Raw genomic sequence first — 16,621 nt, forward strand, 5'->3', positions numbered from 1 at the left:
GATTCGCAAAGCGCCGTCACCAGCACCCGCCGCGATCATCGGCGGCGCGTCGTCAGGCGGCGCCGCCCGCTTCCTTTTCCTTCTTCGAATAGACACGGACCGGTTCCTTGCGGCCTTCGACCACGTCCTTGTCGATGATGACTTCGTCGACGCCGTCCATGCCCGGCAGATCGAACATGGTGTCGAGCAGAATGCCTTCGAGGATCGACCGCAGACCGCGCGCGCCGGTCTTGCGTTCGATCGCCTTCTTGGCGATCGCCTGCAGCGCGTCGTCGTTGAAGCCGAGCTGGACCGATTCCATGTCGAACAGCTTCTGATACTGTTTCACCAGCGCGTTGCGCGGCTCGGTGAGAATCTTGACCAGCGCTTCGTTGTCGAGGTCTTCCAGCGTCGCGATGACCGGCAGACGGCCGACAAATTCGGGGATAAGGCCGAACTTTAGCAGATCCTCCGGCTCGGTCTGGCGCAGAACCTCGCCGGTCTTGCGCTCTTCGGGCGCCGCCACATAGGCGCCGAAGCCGATCGACTTGCCCTGGAGGCGATCGCCGATGATCTTTTCGAGGCCCGCGAACGCGCCGCCGCAGATGAACAGGATGTTGGTCGTATCCACCTGCAGGAATTCCTGCTGCGGATGCTTGCGGCCGCCCTGCGGCGGCACCGAGGCGACCGTGCCTTCCATCATCTTGAGCAGCGCCTGCTGAACGCCCTCACCCGATACGTCGCGCGTGATCGAGGGATTTTCGGCCTTGCGGCTGATCTTGTCGATTTCGTCAATATAGACGATGCCGCGCTGCGCGCGCTCGACATTGTAATCGGACGCCTGAAGCAGCTTCAGGATGATGTTCTCGACATCCTCGCCGACATAGCCCGCTTCGGTGAGCGTCGTCGCGTCGGCCATCGTGAACGGCACGTCGAGGATGCGCGCCAGCGTCTGCGCGAGCAGCGTCTTGCCGCAGCCGGTGGGGCCGACGAGCAGGATGTTCGACTTGGCGAGCTCGACCTCGGCGCCCTTGGCGCCGTGATTGAGCCGCTTGTAATGATTGTGGACCGCGACCGAGAGGACGCGCTTGGCCTGTTTCTGGCCGATCACATAGTCATCGAGAACGTCGCAGATTTCCTGCGGCGTCGGCACGCCACCGTCCTTCTTGGAAACCAGTGCGGACTTGGTTTCCTCCCGGATGATGTCGTTGCACAGCTCGACACATTCGTCACAGATGAAGACGGTCGGCCCGGCGATCAGCTTGCGCACCTCATGCTGGCTCTTGCCGCAGAAGGAGCAGTACAGCGTGCTTTTCGAATCGCCGCCTTGAAGATTTGGCATTCAGTTCACCCTCGGCACTCATCGCAAGTGCACTAGTCCACCCGCCATCCTACACGCGGGCACGCATCCGGCAACTCAAAATCGGGCCGAACCAATATCGACCCGTCCCGAGATCCGCGCGTGCCGGCCCGCGCGGATTCGGAATGGCTACACGATCAGGCGTTAAGCGGAGCCTGACGAATCCTCGGCAACCGGCGGACGCTTTTCGAAAACATCGTCGACGAGCCCGAATTCCTTGGCTTCACTTGCCGACAGGAACGTATCGCGATCCATCGCCTTCTCGATCTTCTCGAGGCTCTGGCCGGTATATTTCACATACAACTCGTTCATCCGCGAACGGATGCGCAGAATTTCCTTGGCCTGAATCTCGATGTCGCTGGCCATGCCCTGCGCACCGCCCGACGGCTGATGCACCATGATCCGGGCATTGGTGAGCGCCACGCGCAGGCCCGGCTCGCCCGATGCGAGCAGGAAGCTGCCCATCGACGCGGCCTGACCGATGCAGACCGTGCCGACGCGCGGGCGGATATACTGCATGGTATCGTGGATCGCCATGCCGGCCGTCACCACCCCGCCCGGCGAGTTGATGTACATCCAGATGTCCTTTTTCGGATTTTCCGATTCGAGGAACAGAAGCTGCGCAGTAATCAGTGCGGCCATGCCGTCTTCAACAGGTCCCGTGACGAACACGATGCGCTCGCGCAGCAGGCGCGAGAAAATGTCGAAGCTGCGTTCGCCGCGGCTCGACTGTTCGATGACGATCGGGACGAGCGCGCCGGTTTCGGGATCGACGGTCATTTGGCCGGAAAGGGGATGCATGTCGGGAAATCTCGTATTTCTGTTTTGCCCGCCCCTACATCGGCGCTCGGATTGCGGGGCGCAAGGGGGGTATTTCCCCGGTTAAGGACGGTTTTGGGTAAACGGGAAAAATGGCGGTTTTGCGTGCGAAGTTCGCACAGGGTCGCGAGGTAACACGCGTGCGCGCGCTCGCGCGCATACGCGCGCGCGAAGGCGGGCAGCGTGCGCGGGCGAGGCGGTTTGCATGAAAGTCATGATGCCGGGTGTTTCAGAAACGCGGCATGTAGGACAGCGGAAAATGCGGGCAGCCAATTCCTCCCCCGGCGGGGGAGGTGGCAGCCCGCAGGGCTGACGGAGGGGTAACATCGGCAAGCGGCGCGCTCGCGGCTAATACCCCTCCACCATGCTGCGCATGGTCCCCCTCCCCCCTCCGGGGGAGGAACTACATTCGCCTGCCCGCCATCACGCCAGCGCGCGTTCGTACCACCCCTTCGTCCGCGTGACGATCGCCACGACCGAGAGCATCACCGGCACCTCCACCAGCACGCCGACCACTGTCGCCAGCGCGGCGCCCGAATGGAGGCCGAACAAGGATATTGCTGCCGCGACTGCGAGCTCAAAGAAATTTGATGCGCCGATCAGCGCCGCGGGCGCGGCGACGCACCAGGCGACGCGGAAGCGCCGCGACAGCCAATAGGCGAGCCCCGCATTGAAATAGACCTGAAACAGGATCGGTACCGCGATCAGTGCAATCACCAGCGGCCGGGCGAGAATCTGTTCCCCCTGAAAGCCGAACAGCAGCACCAGTGTCGCCAGCAGCGCGGCGAGCGAAATCGGCCCGAGCGTCGCCAGCAGGCGGTCGAGCGCCCCCTGCCCGCCCGAGCGCAGCAGCGCGCGGCGGATCATCTGCGCGACGATGACGGGCACCAGGATGTAGAGCAGTACCGAAAGCAGCAATGTGTCCCACGGCACGGTGATCGACGCGACGCCGAGCAGCAGCGCGACGATCGGCGCGAAGAGGATCAGCATCAACACGTCGTTGAGCGCGACCTGGCTGAGCGTATAGCCCGGATCGCCCCTGCACAGGTTAGACCAGACGAACACCATCGCCGTGCACGGCGCCGCCGCGAGCAGAATCAGCCCGGCGATATAGGACGGGATCTCGTCCGCCGGGAGCAATGGCGCGAACAGCCATCCGAGGAAAAACGTGCCGAGCGCCGCCATCGAAAAGGGTTTGACCGCCCAGTTGACGAACAAGGTGACGCCGACGCCGCGCCAGTGCCGCCGCACGCTGCCCAGCGCACCGAAATCGATCTTGAGCAGCATCGGCACGATCATCAGCCAGATCAGCACCGCAACCACCAGATTGACATGCGCCAGCTCGGCCGCGGCGATACTGCGCAATGCGCCGGGGGCTGCCGCGCCGAGCGCGATCCCGGCGACGATGCACAGCGCCACCCAGAGACTGAGATAGCGTTCGAAGAAGGAAATTGCGGGTTTTTCGGCGGCGCTCATCGGGGCAGCCTTTCGCCCGAGGCGTCGACCACAGCCTCGCCGTCTTCCTTGGCGAAAGCGCCCTGTTGCGGTTCGGGCAGCAGGTCGAGCACCGTTTCGGAGGGGCGGCACAGCCGCACGCCGCGCGGCGAAACCACCAGCGGGCGATTGATCAGGATCGGGTGCGCGAGCATTGCGTCGATCAGCGCCGCGTCCGACAGGCTCGCGTCGCCAAGCCCGAGTTCGGCATAGGGCGCGCCCTTTTCGCGCAGCAGCGCGCGCGGGGTGAGGCCGGCGCGTTCGATCAGCGAAACGAGCATCGCGCGCGAGGGCGGCGTCTTCAGATATTCGACGATATGCGGCTCGATCCCGGCATTGCGGATCATCGCCAGCACGTTGCGCGACGTGCCGCAATCGGGATTGTGATACAGGATGATGTCGTGCGCCAACGCCGGCTCCTTCAACAACAGTCGAGTTCGGCGATCAGCGGCCGGCACAGCTCGGGCCGCCCCTCGCAACAATCCATCGCCAGAAACACCATCAGCGCGCGCAGCCGCGCCATTTCGGCGCGCTGGATCATCTGACGCCCCTGCCGCCGCGAAACGACCAGCCCCGCCGCGACGAGGACCGCGAGATGGGTGGAGAAAGTGCTCTGGGTCAGTCCGCTGGCGTCGACCAGTTCGCCGGTGGCGAGCCCGTCCGGCGCATTGCGGACTAGCAGGCGAAACGCCTCCAGCCGCGTGGGATGGGCAAGCGCCGACAGCGCGGAAAGGGCTTCCTCCGAATCCATGCATCGGGAATTACCGATGGATTTCGAAATGCGCAATGCCGCCCGAGCGGATCAGCCCGGCGTCGGGCCGCTCAACGCCTTTCGACGAGCGGGCCGGGCACCGAGAGATAGGCAAGCCGCCGGACCTCGCGGCGCCCGCGCACCACCGTGTCGAGGATCAGCCCGCACGCGCCGCTCAGAAATGCCATCGACATCAGACCGGTCGAGAGGATCGCTGTGGGAAAACGCGGCACCAGCCCGGTCTGGAGGTAAGTGACCGCCAGCGGGATGGCGAGCACGACCGAAAGCGCCGCGAGCAACGCCGCGATGACGCCGAAGAACAGGATCGGCCGTTCGATGCGGTACAGCGTGACGATGGTCCGCGCGATGCGTAGCCCGTCGCGCCAGGTGCTGAGCTTCGAATGCGAACCTTCGAGCCGCGCGAAATAGCGCGTTTCCACTTCGCCCACCGGCATCCGCAGTTCGAGCGCGTGGACGCTGATCTCGGTCTCGGTCTCGAAGCCGCAGCTCAAGGCCGGGAAACTCTTGACGAAGCGGCGCGAGAAGACGCGATAGCCCGAGAAGATGTCGGTGAAACTGCGTCCGAACAGCCCCGCGAGCACGCCGGTCATCACGCGATTGCCGATGACATGCCCGGGGCGATAGGCCTCCGCCGCCTCGTGCACCCGCGCGCCGACCACCATGTCGAGCCCCTGCTCGGCCACGCGCGCGACCATTTCGGGGGCGGCGGCGGCATCATAGGTCGCATCGCCATCGGCCATCACATAGATGTCGGCATCGATGTCGGCGAACATGCGCCGCACGACATGGCCCTTGCCCTGCATCCGCTCGCTGCGCACCACGGCGCCCGCTTCGGCTGCGACGCGCATCGTGTCGTCGCTGCTGTTGTTGTCGTAGACATAGACTATGGCTTCGGGCAGCGCCTCGCGAAATCCCGCGACCGTCTGCGCGATCGCGGCTTCCTCGTTATAGCAGGGCAGGAGCACGGCAATTCTTGGCGTCATGCGTCCGCCATAGGGCGCATCACGCGCCGTTTCGACATGTTTTTGTCGCGCGCGCGATCAGCGATAGGTGATATGCCAGCGCTGCAAATCGAGGCGGCTTTCGCCGCGTACCGGCTCGACGCCGATCGCCGCGCCGTTGAACCACCAGCCGTCCTCGATCAGGTCGCGGCGCACCAGTTCGTCGAGCAAGTGCTTCATGTCGACCGTCCCTTGCGGGACATCGCCGCCGTCGGCGGCGAACAGCATCAGGAACCTGTCGGCGCGGTAGAGCTGCCAGCGCCGCCCCTGCCCGTCGAGATAGTCATCGAGCCGCGTTTCGGACCGGGCAAAGGCAAGCGATGTCGGCGAAGGATGCAGGAACCAGCCGATTTCGGCGCGCTGATCGCGATGCGATCCCGGCTCGCGCGTCAGATAGAATTCGGCGAGCACGTTATACTCGCCCGGCCCCGCGACGGTGAAGGCGAATGCCATGTCGAGCGCGGCGATATCGCGCACGCGCCGCGGCGGCACCGGCCGCTGCGTGCGCCCCGCATGATAATTGCCGTAGGCGAGGAAGTGATAGCCATAGACTCCGCAGCCATGCGCCCCCGGGCTCGCATCGGGCGCGCGCACGGATATCCGGCTGTTATCAGGAAAGGCCGCGCGATCGAGCGTGATCCGATTGACCAGATCGCGGCCGACCCGAAGGCTGCGGTCGAAATCGGCGCACCAGGGCGAGGCATAGGCGGCATAGCGCCCGGCAGTGAAATAGTCGCGGTCGCCCAGCTCGACCCGCTCGCGCGCCTGCTGCGGATCCGCAGGCAGAGCAGAGCCGGGCAGCGCTGTCAGCGCCGAACCGATCAGGACGAAATGCGGGAGTCGGCGTCGCATGCCCCCGCCCTTGCGGTGCAATCCCCGGGCGGGCAAGCCACCGCGCCGCGCGCCGCCCCGAAAACGTCCCGGTCCGGGCGCCAGGTCAGACGAACAGAGCGACGAATTGCGTCGCGGTGGCGATCGCTTCGCCACGGCTGTTGTGGATGCTCATATGCTGGCCGCTGGCGCCCGCACGGGCATGATCGACGGTCGAGCGGACCAGCCACCAGCCGTCCTCGGTCTGCGGCGCCTCGGTCAGCAAATTGATCTGCCAGTTCATCGAGCTGATCGGCCCGAATTGCGTGAACAGGCGCATCGCAGCGGGCGGCAGCACATCGCCGATCGCAGCGATCTCGACCATCGGATCGAGCCCGTCGCGATCGCGCAACCGCGCCCAGCGCGAGATATGGCCGCGCCCATTCTCCTCCTCGCCGGTCGAGAACAATTCGAAATTGCCGATAAAGGCCGGGATATGCCGCGTGATTTCCAGCGGATGGCTGCGCGGGGGAAGCGCGTCCGGCGCGATCCCCGCCGCCGGTGCATCGACATGCGATTCACGCGCCGACATGAAGACGAACGTGATCCGCACGCCCAGCCCGCCATCGGCGACGACATCGGCCTGGATATAGGCCGCGCTGCGCCCGCGCCGCAGCAGCTCGGTACGGATCTCCGCACTTCCCGCCACCGGACCGATGAACGCCACCTGTGCCGAACGCAGCGGCGGCAGATCGGGCCAGCGCGCCTGCACCGCCGCCAGCGCCAGCGCAGTCGACAGCCCGCCATAGGCGGTGCGCCCCTGGTGCCATCCTTCGGGAACGGGGATGCGCGGCGTCTCGCTTTGCGGCAGAGAGGCAATCAGCTTCGGGAGAGAGGGCGTTTCGTCCGTCATGGCGATGCTATTGCCAGCGCCGCGCGACGAAAGCCAGCAGAAAAGGTTTCGAATGGAAACTGAAAACCAACCGCCAGCGGGCGCGCGCTGGAAACTGATCGGTCCGGGCCTCGTCGCCGCCGCGACCGGGGTCGGCGCGGGCGATCTCGTCGCGACGCTGATCGCGGGGACGCGCTTCGGCTATGCCTTGCTCTGGGCGGCCGTGATCGGTTGCATCGTCAAGATCGCGCTGGCCGAAGGTGTCGGGCGCTATCACCTCGCCACGGGGCGCACGATATTCCAGGGCTGGCAGTCGCTGGGGCGTTGGACCAGCTGGTATTTCGGCGCCTATATCCTCGTCTGGGGCTTCCTCTACGGCGCCACGGCGATGAGCGCGACCGCGCTGCCGCTGACCGCGCTGATGCCCTTCCTCCCGCTCTGGGGCTGGGCGATCTTCGCCGGGATCACTGGCTTCGTCTTCGTCTGGTTCAATCATTATCAGGCGTTCGAGAACGTCATGAAGGCGCTGGTCGCGGTGATGTTCGTCGTGATGGTCGGGCTCGCCGCGCTCGTCGTCCCGCGTCTCGGCGCGATCCTGAGCGGCCTCGCGCCCGGCGTCCCGCAGGGCTCGCTTTTCTACACGCTCGGGCTGATCGGCGGCGTCGGCGGGACGATCACCATCGCCGCTTATGGCTACTGGACCCAGGCGAAGGGCTGGCGCGGCCCCGCATGGCTCGGCGTGATGCGGCTCGACAATGGCGTCGCCTATGCGGTCACCGGCATTTTCGTGATCGCGATGCTGATCGTCGGCGCCGAACTGCTGTACGGCGCGCAGGTCGCGCTCGCCTCGGGCGGCAAGGGGCTGGTCGATCTCGCAGACATCCTCGCCCAGCGGTTCGGGCGACCGATCGCGATGGCGTTCCTGATCGGCTTCGCCGCCAGCGCCTTTTCCTCGCTGCTCGGCGTGTGGCAGGGCGTCAGCCTGATGTTCGCCGATTTCGTCGCACATGTCGGCGGCCCAGACCCGGAGGATACGCAGACCGGCTGGCCCTATCGCGCCTATCTGCTCTGGCTCACCTTTCCGCCGATGGCCTTGCTGTTCCTCGGCAAGCCCTTCTTCCTCGTCATTCTCTACGGCGCGTTCGGGGCATTCTTCATGCCGTTCCTCGCCGTGACGCTGCTGCTGCTGCTCAACCGGCGCGACATGCCTGTCGAAGCGCGCAGCGGCTGGCTCTCCAACGCGGTGCTGGCATGCGCGGCCTTGCTGTTCGTGCTGCTTTGCGGGCAGGAGATATGGGGATTGATCGGATAAGGGAGACGATGATGCGGTGGATCGCTTCACTCATGGCCATGCTGCTGCTCGCGGCGATGCCGGCAAGCGCGCAGGAAGTGGTGCAGGAACTTCCCCCGCCCGCCACCGATCGCGTCGCGCTCGAAACCAGCGCGGGCCGCATCGTCCTCGAGATCGAAACCGATCGCGCGCCGGTCACCGCCGCCAATTTCCTGCGCTATGTCGATAACGGCCGGCTCGACGGCACCAAATTCTATCGCGTGGTCAAGGTCGACACGCATTGGGGCTTCGTCCAGTTCGGCGTGCAGGGCGAACGCGGCCGCACCTATCCGCCGATCGCGCACGAACCGACGACGCGGACCGGCCTGACCCATAGCGACGGCACGATCACCGTCGCCCGCCGCGAACCCGGCACCGCTCAGGGCGAATTCGTCATCGTGCTCGGCGATCAGAGCGGCGCCTTCGACGCCCATCCCGAAGCCGAAGGCGATGGCGACAAGCTCGGCAACGCAGCCTTCGGCCGCGTGGTCGAGGGGATGGACGTGCTGCTCGCGATCTTCGACGCGCCGGTATCGGAAACCGCCACCGTCGGCGGCACCTTTCAGGGGCAGGTGCCCGAGGAGCAGGTGACGATCATCGATGCGGAGCGGGTTGGGGAGTAATGACTCGTTACCTCGATCAAGGGAGGCGTAATGAACAATATTCAGTTTGCGGTTGCTTCGCTTGCATTCGTAAGCTTGGCCGGATGCTCGCAACACGAGCCAACCGAAGTGACACTCTATCGAAATTCGCCGTTTTTGATAGGCGCACGAATCCACTGGTCTACCTTCGATGCAGTCGAAGATGATCCCAATTACAACGCGAACAATTGCGCGATGGCTGCGCGTCTACTGAATGCCAATATGACAGCGAGCGCAAAAGCTGAAGGAAAAGCTCGCGACCCGTCGATTGGCTTTTGGTGTGAGCTGGGAAGGTACGAGCAGGAGGGTCCGGTCCCCGACAGTTTTTTTGCCGCGTACCCAACGGACGTGAACTGAAGTTTCATCCGCTCAGCTGCTGCTATCCCAGCAACACCATCGCCAGCACCGACAGCGTCCCCACCGAAACCAGCGTCGAAATCAGGATCACCCGCGCCGTCAGCGCCACGTCGCGCTCGTAGAGCTGCGCCGCCATGAACGGACCGGTCCCGGTCGGCATCGCCGCGAGCAGCAAAGCGGCCGCCGCCCATTCGCGCGGCAGCGGCAGGAGCAGCAGCATCGCCGCCGTCGCCAGCGGCTGGACGAGCAGCTTGAGGATCGTCGTAACCGCCACCGGCCCGGCGGGTGCCTTGGGCCGGGGGATCGCGAGGAACACGCCGATCGTCGCCAGCGCCACCGGCGTCGTCGAACCTCCGAGCAGGGTCAGGAATGTCCTGGCGGGCGCGGGCATGCCGAGCCCCGCCGCGTTCCATACGAGCCCCAGCACCGGCGCGAAGACCAGCGGATTGCGCGCCACGCCCAGCGCCGCCTTGCCGATCGTCCGCCCGATCCCGGCGCCGCGATGCAGGTCGAACTCGACCAGCGCGACGCACAGCGCGAAGAGCAGACTTACGGTAAGCATCGATCCCAGCACCGCCGCCGCGACTCCGACCGCGCCGAGCAGCCCCTGCAACAGCGGAATGCCGAGATAGGCAGTGTTGGCATAGGCCGCCGCCAGCCCCTGAATCGCCCGCTCGCCCAGCGGATCGCGCCGCGACCAGAGCATCGACAGCGCCAGCGTGACGCCCATGCCGACCGAAAAGACCAGTATGAACCGCCCCTGCCCGAGCAACGCCCAGTCCGCCTCCGCCATGAAATCGAACAGGAGCGCGGGCAGCGCCAGCCACACGACATAATTGTTGAGCAGCGCCACTCCGTCCTCGCCCACGCGCCGCCACCGCCCGAAGCCATATCCGGCGGCGATGATCGCGAAGACGGGAAGGACGGCGGATAGGACGGACATCGGTCTGGCCGGATGGAGGAGAGCGACTGGCGCCGCACGGGCGGCGCGGGCGGGTTTGCCCCATGCGCCATGCGCGCGACCGCGGCAAGGATTACAAAGACCGTTAGCCTGTTGCCGTTTCGCGGGGAGCGACGCAGACATCGCCGATGCAACGCCTTTTCACTCCGCTCGCCCGGCCGCTGATTGCCCTTGCAATCGCCGCTGCCGCCCTGTTCCTCACTGCGCCCGCCGCGCAGGCGCAGGGCTCTGCCGTCACCGAATGCACGGCAGGCGCGATGGCCCCCTGCGTCGCCAGGGCCGAGGCGATGAAGGCGCGCGGCCAGTATCGTGCCGCTGCCGACTATCTGGAGCCGGCCTGTCGCCGGGGTATCCGGGATGCTTGCGTCAATCTCTGGCCGCTGCTGCTGGAAAGCAGATACGGCATCCGCGACGGCGCCCGCTTCTACGCGGTCTATGATCAGGCATGCGCTGCGGGCGAAGTCGATGCGTGCGGCGACGCGGCGCTGGTCGCCGCGGGCTTTTCCTCCGAACTCCCCAATGGCGAGTTTCGCGATATTCGTCGCGTGCGCCGCTATGGCGAGCCGGGCTGCCGGGGGAATGACCTGGAAGCATGCTATGCGATGATGCGGCTCTATGCCGACGAAGACTCGCCCTATCGTAACCCCGATCAGGGCGTGATCTATGCGCGCAAGACCTGCGATCTGGGCGAACCGAGCGCCTGTGCGATCGGCAGCAATCTGATCGTCGACATGCCGAACTCTGTCTTTGCGCAGCGATCGGCCGAAGTGGTCTATTTGTCGCAAAAGGCATGCGATGCCGGGGCCAGGGATTTCTGCGATTCGCTCCCCAATCTGCGCAACCTCGCGGGGCGGGTGGCGCAGTTCGGCGCCGCGGATGCCTATCACATGTTCATCGTCGATCAGGGCCTCGACGTCGATAATTGGGGCGGATCGGTCGCCTATGCGGTGAACGAGGCGCGCAGCCGGGCGGGCACCCGCTATGCGCTGGGTCGCGTCTCGCAGCTGGGGCGGATGGGGTATGTCGCCCAGAATGATCTCTACGCGATCGAGCATTTCTACGGCGGCGAACCGGCCGGCCAGATCGCGCGGACCGAACTGGCGCGCCGCCAGCGACTTGACGAACAAGCGCGCCGGCGGGCCGAGGCCGAGCGACGGCGCGCGGCGCAAAGCTCGGGCCCGTGGGTCGGCAGCGGCTCCTCCCGCTCGGGCGGCTATCGACCGCCGCCGCGCAGCGGAGTCGTCGTATGCACCACCTATCAGGGCTATGGCGGCGGCACGGTCTGCAAGGAGGAGTGATCGGCGTTCAGGCCACCGGCTGCCCCGGCAGGCCCGGGCTCGGCTGCCCCGGATCGGGTACGTCGATGTCCGGCCCGATCGGCTCGATCTCGGGCCCCGGCTCGCTCGGCTGACCCGGTTCGCCGGGCTGCGGCGGCGTTTCGGGCGGCCGCGGCGTGGCGGGTGCAGGCGCCGGATCGGGCTCGACTTCGGGCGGTATCGGGGGTTCGACAGGCATTGCGAAAGGCTCCTTTCTGCAAAAACACCTGATACCGCAATGCGTTTCCATTGGCATCAGCGTCGTTGATCATCAGCTTGTTTCGCGTCGATGCACTGACTAACGACGCATTGGTGATGAATCGTAGGCGCAATGGCTGACATGCTGGCAAGCAACCGCGATCCGCGGGTGGACCTGATCGCGATGGTCTATCGCCTGCACGGCGCGATGCGCAATCGCTTCGCCGGGCCCAATGCGAATACCGGGCTGGTGTTGCTCGAAGCGTTGGTGCTTGGCGCGATCGTCGTCAACCGCGATCCGCCGACCGTCCCGGAAATCGGCAGAATGCTGGGCTTTACGCGCCAGTCGATCCAGCGCGCGGTGAACAAGCTAATCGCGTTGGAACTGGTCGAACCGCGCGCCAATCCGCGACACAAGCGCGCGCCGATCTTCGTGGCCACCCAGGCCGGCAGGGATAGGATGCGCGAGGTGCAGCGCCCGTCCGAAGCGCTCGCTGAGGAACTCGCCGCCGAATTCGACGTCGCACGCGCCACGGCGCTGCGCGATGAACTGGCGGCATTGCTGTCGGCGGTTCAGCGCTGCGCGTCCCCGACCGACCCCGACTGACCGCCGCTCAAGCGACCATGCGTCGCAGCTCCGGCCGGTCGAGCTTGCTCGAGGCGTTGCGCGGCAAGGCATCGAGCTGACGCCAGTCGGCAGGAATATGCGTGGCGGGCAGATGCTTGCGCGCAAAGGCTTCCAGTGCGTCGTTCCCCGGCCAGGCGCTGCCCGGACGCAGCACGACCGCGGCGACCGGCACTTCGCCCAGCCGCCGGTCGTCCCGCCCGACCACCGCGACGTCGGCGATATCGGGATGCTGCATCATCGCGCGCTCGATCACTTCGGGGACCAGCTTGAAGCCGCCGCGCATGACGGCCCCGTCGGCGCGACCGCGGTGCCATACGAAGCCGTCGGCATCGATCAGCGCCATGTCCGAGGTGCGGATCCAGCGCGGGCCGATGCGCGGCGTCATCACTTCCAGCAGCCCCTCCTCCCCTGCCGACAGGATTTCGTGCGTTTCGGGATGGATGACGCGCATTTCCACCCCCGCCATCGGCCTGCCGACACTGCCCAGCTTTTCGCGGCCCCAGCGCGCGTGCAGCTCGGGCGTCATCGCCGTCACCGGCCCGCCGAACTCCGTCGCGCCGTAGGAAAGCAGGATGGGGATGCCATAGCGTTCCTCGAAACGCCGCTGCACCGTCGGGTCGAGCGGCGCGGCGCCGGTGCCCAGAAAGCGGATCGACGCCAGCTCTTCGCGCGGGACATCGGCGTCGACGATCATCTGCACTCCCGCGGGGGGCAGTCCCGCCATTGCCGGTCGGAACCGCCGTACCCAGTCGCGCCATACATCGAGCGAGAACCGGTCGGCCAGCACCGCCCGCTGACCGCTGAGCAATGTCGGCAGGAAGGTATACATGCCGGTGATATTGCCGATCGGGAAGGTCAGCAGAAACGGAGGCTGTTCCCGCCAATGGGCATCGTCGCCCTGCACCATTTTGGGCGTGACGTGCTTTTCCTCGAAAAAGCGATAGGCGAAGGGAATCTGCTTGGGCATCCCGGTGGTGCCGCTCGTCAGGATACGGATTTCGGGTTCGGCCGGCGGTTCGCCGAGGGGCACAGCGGGGGGCGCCGGAATATCGGCGACCCGGCGCACCGACATGCCTTCGATTTCGAAAGCGGGCAACGCGTTTTCGCGCAGCATGTCCAGCACCGCCCCTTCGATCACGCCGTCCACCGCGACGACCGCCGCGGGTTCGAGCCGCAACAGATTGGCGGCGATCGCTTCGTGCGCCTGAAAGGGATAGGTCATCAGAATGGTACGCTGATCCGCGATCAGGCCGAACAGGGCGGCGACCGCGCCGGGACGGTTGCGCGCGACGAAGGCGACCGGCGCGGAGGCCGCGATGCCCGACGCAGCCAGCCCTTCGCGCAATTCGCTCGCCAGCGCGCTGAACGCCCCCCAGCTATACCAGCGGCCTTCGAATTCGAGCGCCGGCCGATCGGAGTCGCGATCGAGCGCGTTTCGTACCAGTTGCGTGAGTGGGTTGATCATCGTTCCAAACGTCAAATTGGCAAAAAAGCGGCGACCGGCATGCCATGCCGGCCGCCGGGGAGGACCGCCGATGCGACTGCACCGGCGGCAGGTAGATCAGAACCGCATCCGCAATTGCGCGCCATAGGTCCTCGGTTCGCCATAGGCGGCCGAAATGAATCCCGACGCGCCGGTGTAGAGCTGTACGCCGCCGACCTTGTAGACGGTGTCGGTGGCGTTTTTCATGTAGAGCGACAGATCGAAGTCCGATCCCGCGATACCGTCCCAGCCCACCGTGAAGTCCAACAGCCAGTAGCTTTCCTGCTTGAGCAGCGGAAGGACCGAAGCGGGCTGCTGCGCGATGGTATCGCTGGTGTGGAGCGCGTTGATCCAGGTTTCGCCGGTATAGGCCGCGTTCGCGCCGAAACGCAGCGTGCCCATGCCGCCGGGCAGCGGCTGTTCGAACGTCAGCATCGCATTGCCCGAATGCGTCGGCGTGAAATAGAAGGGCGTGCTCGACAGGTCGTTGCCCGAAGCCGGATCCATCCATTCCTGATAGGCCGGATCGTTATAGGCATAGTTGATCTGCAGCGTCAGATTTTCGGTCGGCCGGATCTGCTGCTGCAATTCGATACTGAATACATGCGCCGAGGCGGCATTGACCACCACCGAGGCCGGGCTGCCGAGCGGCGTCGCCACCGCGACGGTACGCTGAATGTCATCATATTGCTGATAGAAGATCGCCAGGTTGGTGCGCATCGCGACGTCGCCGACATACCAGTCCGCCTTCGTCCCGAATTCGATATCGGTCACGGTTTCGGGCTCGAACGGCTGATATTGCACCGGCTGCGAACCGCGCAGGTTGAACCCGCCCGAACGATAGCCCAGCCGGCTGGCAAGATAGACCAGAACGTCCGGGGTGATCTGATAGTCCAGCGACACCGTCCCGGTCGGCTGCGAGAAGCTGTCCTTCAGGTCGACATGGCAATTGTCCAGCGGCAGCCGCACCAGACCGCCGGTGCCCGTGCCGTCATCCACCTGGAGCAGGCAGAGCACGCCGTTATAGGTCTGGCTGAGCGTCATTTCCTTTTCGTCGCGGTTGAAACGCACGCCGCCGGTCAGCGACAGTTCCGGCGTGATGCGGAAAGACCCCTGGGCAAAGGCGGAATAGCTTTTGTTTCGCACTTCGCCCGACTGGTAGATAGTGCCGCCGAAAAACCCGCCCGGCGAGAATTCGGTGCCGTTTTCCTGATAGTAATAGCCGCCGATCACCCAATCGAGCCGCCCGTCGAACGAGGTTCCGAGGAACTGCGCCTCGAGGCTCATGTGATTGAGGTCGGCTTCCTGTTCGGACGTCAGGATGCCGACCAGCGACGACGCATCGAGATCGAACACGACTTCGGTGTCGACTTCGCGATAGGCACCGATGAACTTGAACGTCAGATCATCGGCCAGCTGCGCCTCGGTGGTGTTGATGATGCCCCATGCCTCGACATTGTCCTTCTGGTCCATGTCGCTTTCGACATCGGTGATCGGCCGGTTCTGCGCGCGGGCCAGCGCATCGAAGAATTCGGGAATCGCGCCGGCGCGCGGATGCGCGGGATTGACTGCGATCAGCGTCGTGCCGCGACCGTTGGTCTTCTTGTTGTCGTACATGGCGACGGTGGTGTTGGTGATGTCGGGCGACAATTCGCCAACCGCCGTCACGCGAACCGATCGCGTCGTCTGCCCGCCCAGCTCGGTGCCGTTCAGCGGGCCGGGAATGACGTTGGTCTGATAATCGCCGCCGTCGATCGTCCGCCCCGCGATACGGACCTGGAAGGTATCGGCCAGCGGAATATCCACGCCCAGCTGGGTTTCGACCAGCCCGTAACTGCCCACGCCCACCATAGCCTCGCCCGAAAATACCGAGCCCGGCTTGCGCGGGGTGAGCAGGATGGCGCCGCCGATCGTGTTCCGGCCGAACAGCGTGCCCTGCGGCCCTTTCAGGATCTGGATATTCTCCAGGTCGTAAAAGCCCAGATTGCTGCCCTGCGCGGGCGAAAGCACCACATCGGCCAGATAGATGGCGACGGTCGGGTCCTGTCCGTAAATGGCTTCGGTCGGGCGAATGCCGCGCAGCGCATAGACCGGCGCATTGGGCCGCCCCGAGGACGCGCTGACCGAAAAGCTCGGATCGAGGTCCTGGAGATTGTCGATATCCTCGATGCGGAAATCCTCCAGCACCTCATCGCTGACGGCAGTGATCGAGATCGGAACCGATTGCAGGCTTTCGTCGCGCCGCCGGGCGGTGACGACGATTTCCTCGCCGAAGCGTTCCGCGATGGTCGTTTCATCCTGCGGCGGCTCGGTGCTTTCCTGGGCGAATGCCTGACCGGAAAACAACATGGTGGAAGCAAGCAGGATCGCAGTGCCGCGGGATATCAGGCCCGGACGGCGGACGGATTCAGGGCGTAGGTTGCTGGACATGTCTCTCATTCCCCTCCTTCGCTGCGGGTCGGCGTTCCTGACGCTCTATTTTCCCGTGCAGCGAATTTTATTTCGCGTTTTCATTCTCTTACGCGCACCGGCGAGATTCGAATCCGATGCCCGCAGGGTTTGAGCTTATCGAATTCGGTG

Annotated in this window: 17 protein-coding genes; 5 read left to right on the top strand and 12 right to left on the bottom strand. The window is 65.3% G+C overall.

Annotated features, from left to right (window positions below; all coding sequences use genetic code 11):
- Positions 1–52: 52 nt before the first annotated feature.
- The 8 genes from clpX to G5C33_RS15060 form a co-directional block, all read right to left on the bottom strand.
- A complete protein-coding gene (clpX, locus tag G5C33_RS15025) occupies positions 53–1,321 on the bottom strand; it encodes an ATP-dependent Clp protease ATP-binding subunit ClpX (RefSeq protein ID WP_165327890.1) in 1,269 nt (422 codons plus the stop codon).
- 162 nt (positions 1,322–1,483) lie between these two features.
- On the bottom strand, positions 1,484–2,119 hold the full coding sequence (locus tag G5C33_RS15030; protein WP_228275089.1) for an ATP-dependent Clp protease proteolytic subunit: 636 nt from the start codon (positions 2,117–2,119) through the stop codon (positions 1,484–1,486).
- Positions 2,120–2,581: 462 nt separating this feature from the next.
- Positions 2,582–3,634 carry an ACR3 family arsenite efflux transporter gene (gene arsB / locus G5C33_RS15035; RefSeq protein ID WP_165327892.1) on the bottom strand — a complete coding sequence of 351 codons (1,053 nt, stop codon included), beginning with the start codon at positions 3,632–3,634 and terminating at the stop codon, positions 2,582–2,584.
- On the bottom strand, positions 3,631–4,062 hold the full coding sequence (gene arsC / locus G5C33_RS15040; RefSeq protein WP_165327893.1) for an arsenate reductase (glutaredoxin): 432 nt from the start codon (positions 4,060–4,062) through the stop codon (positions 3,631–3,633). Before arsC ends, arsB begins: the two co-directional genes overlap by 4 nt.
- Before the next feature lie 11 nt (positions 4,063–4,073).
- Positions 4,074–4,403, bottom strand: coding sequence for an ArsR/SmtB family transcription factor (locus G5C33_RS15045; RefSeq protein WP_165327894.1), 330 nt, complete (start codon positions 4,401–4,403; stop codon positions 4,074–4,076).
- Between the two features lie 71 nt (positions 4,404–4,474).
- A complete protein-coding gene (locus tag G5C33_RS15050; protein WP_165327895.1) occupies positions 4,475–5,407 on the bottom strand; it encodes a glycosyltransferase in 933 nt (310 codons plus the stop codon).
- Positions 5,408–5,464: 57 nt separating this feature from the next.
- A complete protein-coding gene (locus G5C33_RS15055) occupies positions 5,465–6,277 on the bottom strand; it encodes a hypothetical protein (protein ID WP_165327896.1) in 813 nt (270 codons plus the stop codon).
- An 85-nt stretch (positions 6,278–6,362) separates the two neighbouring features.
- On the bottom strand, positions 6,363–7,148 hold the full coding sequence (locus G5C33_RS15060; RefSeq protein ID WP_165327897.1) for a thioesterase family protein: 786 nt from the start codon (positions 7,146–7,148) through the stop codon (positions 6,363–6,365).
- Between the two features lie 52 nt (positions 7,149–7,200).
- On the opposite strand from G5C33_RS15060, the gene G5C33_RS15065 reads away from it, so the two are divergent.
- Genes G5C33_RS15065 through G5C33_RS15075 form a run of 3 tightly spaced genes read left to right on the top strand, consistent with a single transcriptional unit; the run spans position 7,201 to position 9,455 of the window.
- Positions 7,201–8,439, top strand: a complete 1,239-nt coding sequence (locus G5C33_RS15065) for an Nramp family divalent metal transporter (RefSeq protein ID WP_165327898.1) — start codon at positions 7,201–7,203, stop codon at positions 8,437–8,439.
- A gap of 8 nt (positions 8,440–8,447) precedes the next feature.
- Positions 8,448–9,080: a peptidylprolyl isomerase gene (locus G5C33_RS15070; protein ID WP_165327899.1), complete on the top strand. Its 633-nt coding sequence runs from the start codon at positions 8,448–8,450 to the stop codon at positions 9,078–9,080.
- A 30-nt stretch (positions 9,081–9,110) separates the two neighbouring features.
- A complete protein-coding gene (locus G5C33_RS15075; protein ID WP_165327900.1) occupies positions 9,111–9,455 on the top strand; it encodes a hypothetical protein in 345 nt (114 codons plus the stop codon).
- 22 nt (positions 9,456–9,477) lie between these two features.
- On the opposite strand, the gene G5C33_RS15080 is transcribed toward G5C33_RS15075, so the two are convergent.
- Positions 9,478–10,398 carry an AEC family transporter gene (locus G5C33_RS15080; RefSeq protein ID WP_165327901.1) on the bottom strand — a complete coding sequence of 307 codons (921 nt, stop codon included), beginning with the start codon at positions 10,396–10,398 and terminating at the stop codon, positions 9,478–9,480.
- 146 nt (positions 10,399–10,544) lie between these two features.
- On the opposite strand from G5C33_RS15080, the gene G5C33_RS15085 reads away from it, so the two are divergent.
- A complete protein-coding gene (locus G5C33_RS15085; protein ID WP_165327902.1) occupies positions 10,545–11,714 on the top strand; it encodes a sel1 repeat family protein in 1,170 nt (389 codons plus the stop codon).
- Positions 11,715–11,721: 7 nt separating this feature from the next.
- Here G5C33_RS15085 and G5C33_RS15090 read toward each other — a convergent pair whose 3' ends face one another.
- Entirely contained in the window at positions 11,722–11,931 is a 210-nt protein-coding gene (locus tag G5C33_RS15090; RefSeq protein WP_165327903.1) for a hypothetical protein, read from the bottom strand.
- Positions 11,932–12,063: 132 nt separating this feature from the next.
- Here G5C33_RS15090 and G5C33_RS15095 point away from each other — a divergent pair, with 132 nt between their 5' ends.
- Positions 12,064–12,537, top strand: coding sequence for a MarR family winged helix-turn-helix transcriptional regulator (locus G5C33_RS15095; protein WP_165327904.1), 474 nt, complete (start codon positions 12,064–12,066; stop codon positions 12,535–12,537).
- Between the two features lie 7 nt (positions 12,538–12,544).
- Here G5C33_RS15095 and G5C33_RS15100 read toward each other — a convergent pair whose 3' ends face one another.
- Both G5C33_RS15100 and G5C33_RS15105 read right to left on the bottom strand, forming a co-directional pair.
- On the bottom strand, positions 12,545–14,023 hold the full coding sequence (locus tag G5C33_RS15100; protein ID WP_165327905.1) for a class I adenylate-forming enzyme family protein: 1,479 nt from the start codon (positions 14,021–14,023) through the stop codon (positions 12,545–12,547).
- Positions 14,024–14,119: 96 nt separating this feature from the next.
- On the bottom strand, positions 14,120–16,471 hold the full coding sequence (locus tag G5C33_RS15105; RefSeq protein WP_165327906.1) for a TonB-dependent receptor: 2,352 nt from the start codon (positions 16,469–16,471) through the stop codon (positions 14,120–14,122).
- Between the last annotated feature and the right edge of the window lie 150 nt (positions 16,472–16,621).

The sequence above is a fragment of the Sphingosinithalassobacter tenebrarum genome (assembly GCF_011057975.1).
Lineage (GTDB): Bacteria > Pseudomonadota > Alphaproteobacteria > Sphingomonadales > Sphingomonadaceae > Sphingomonas > Sphingomonas tenebrarum.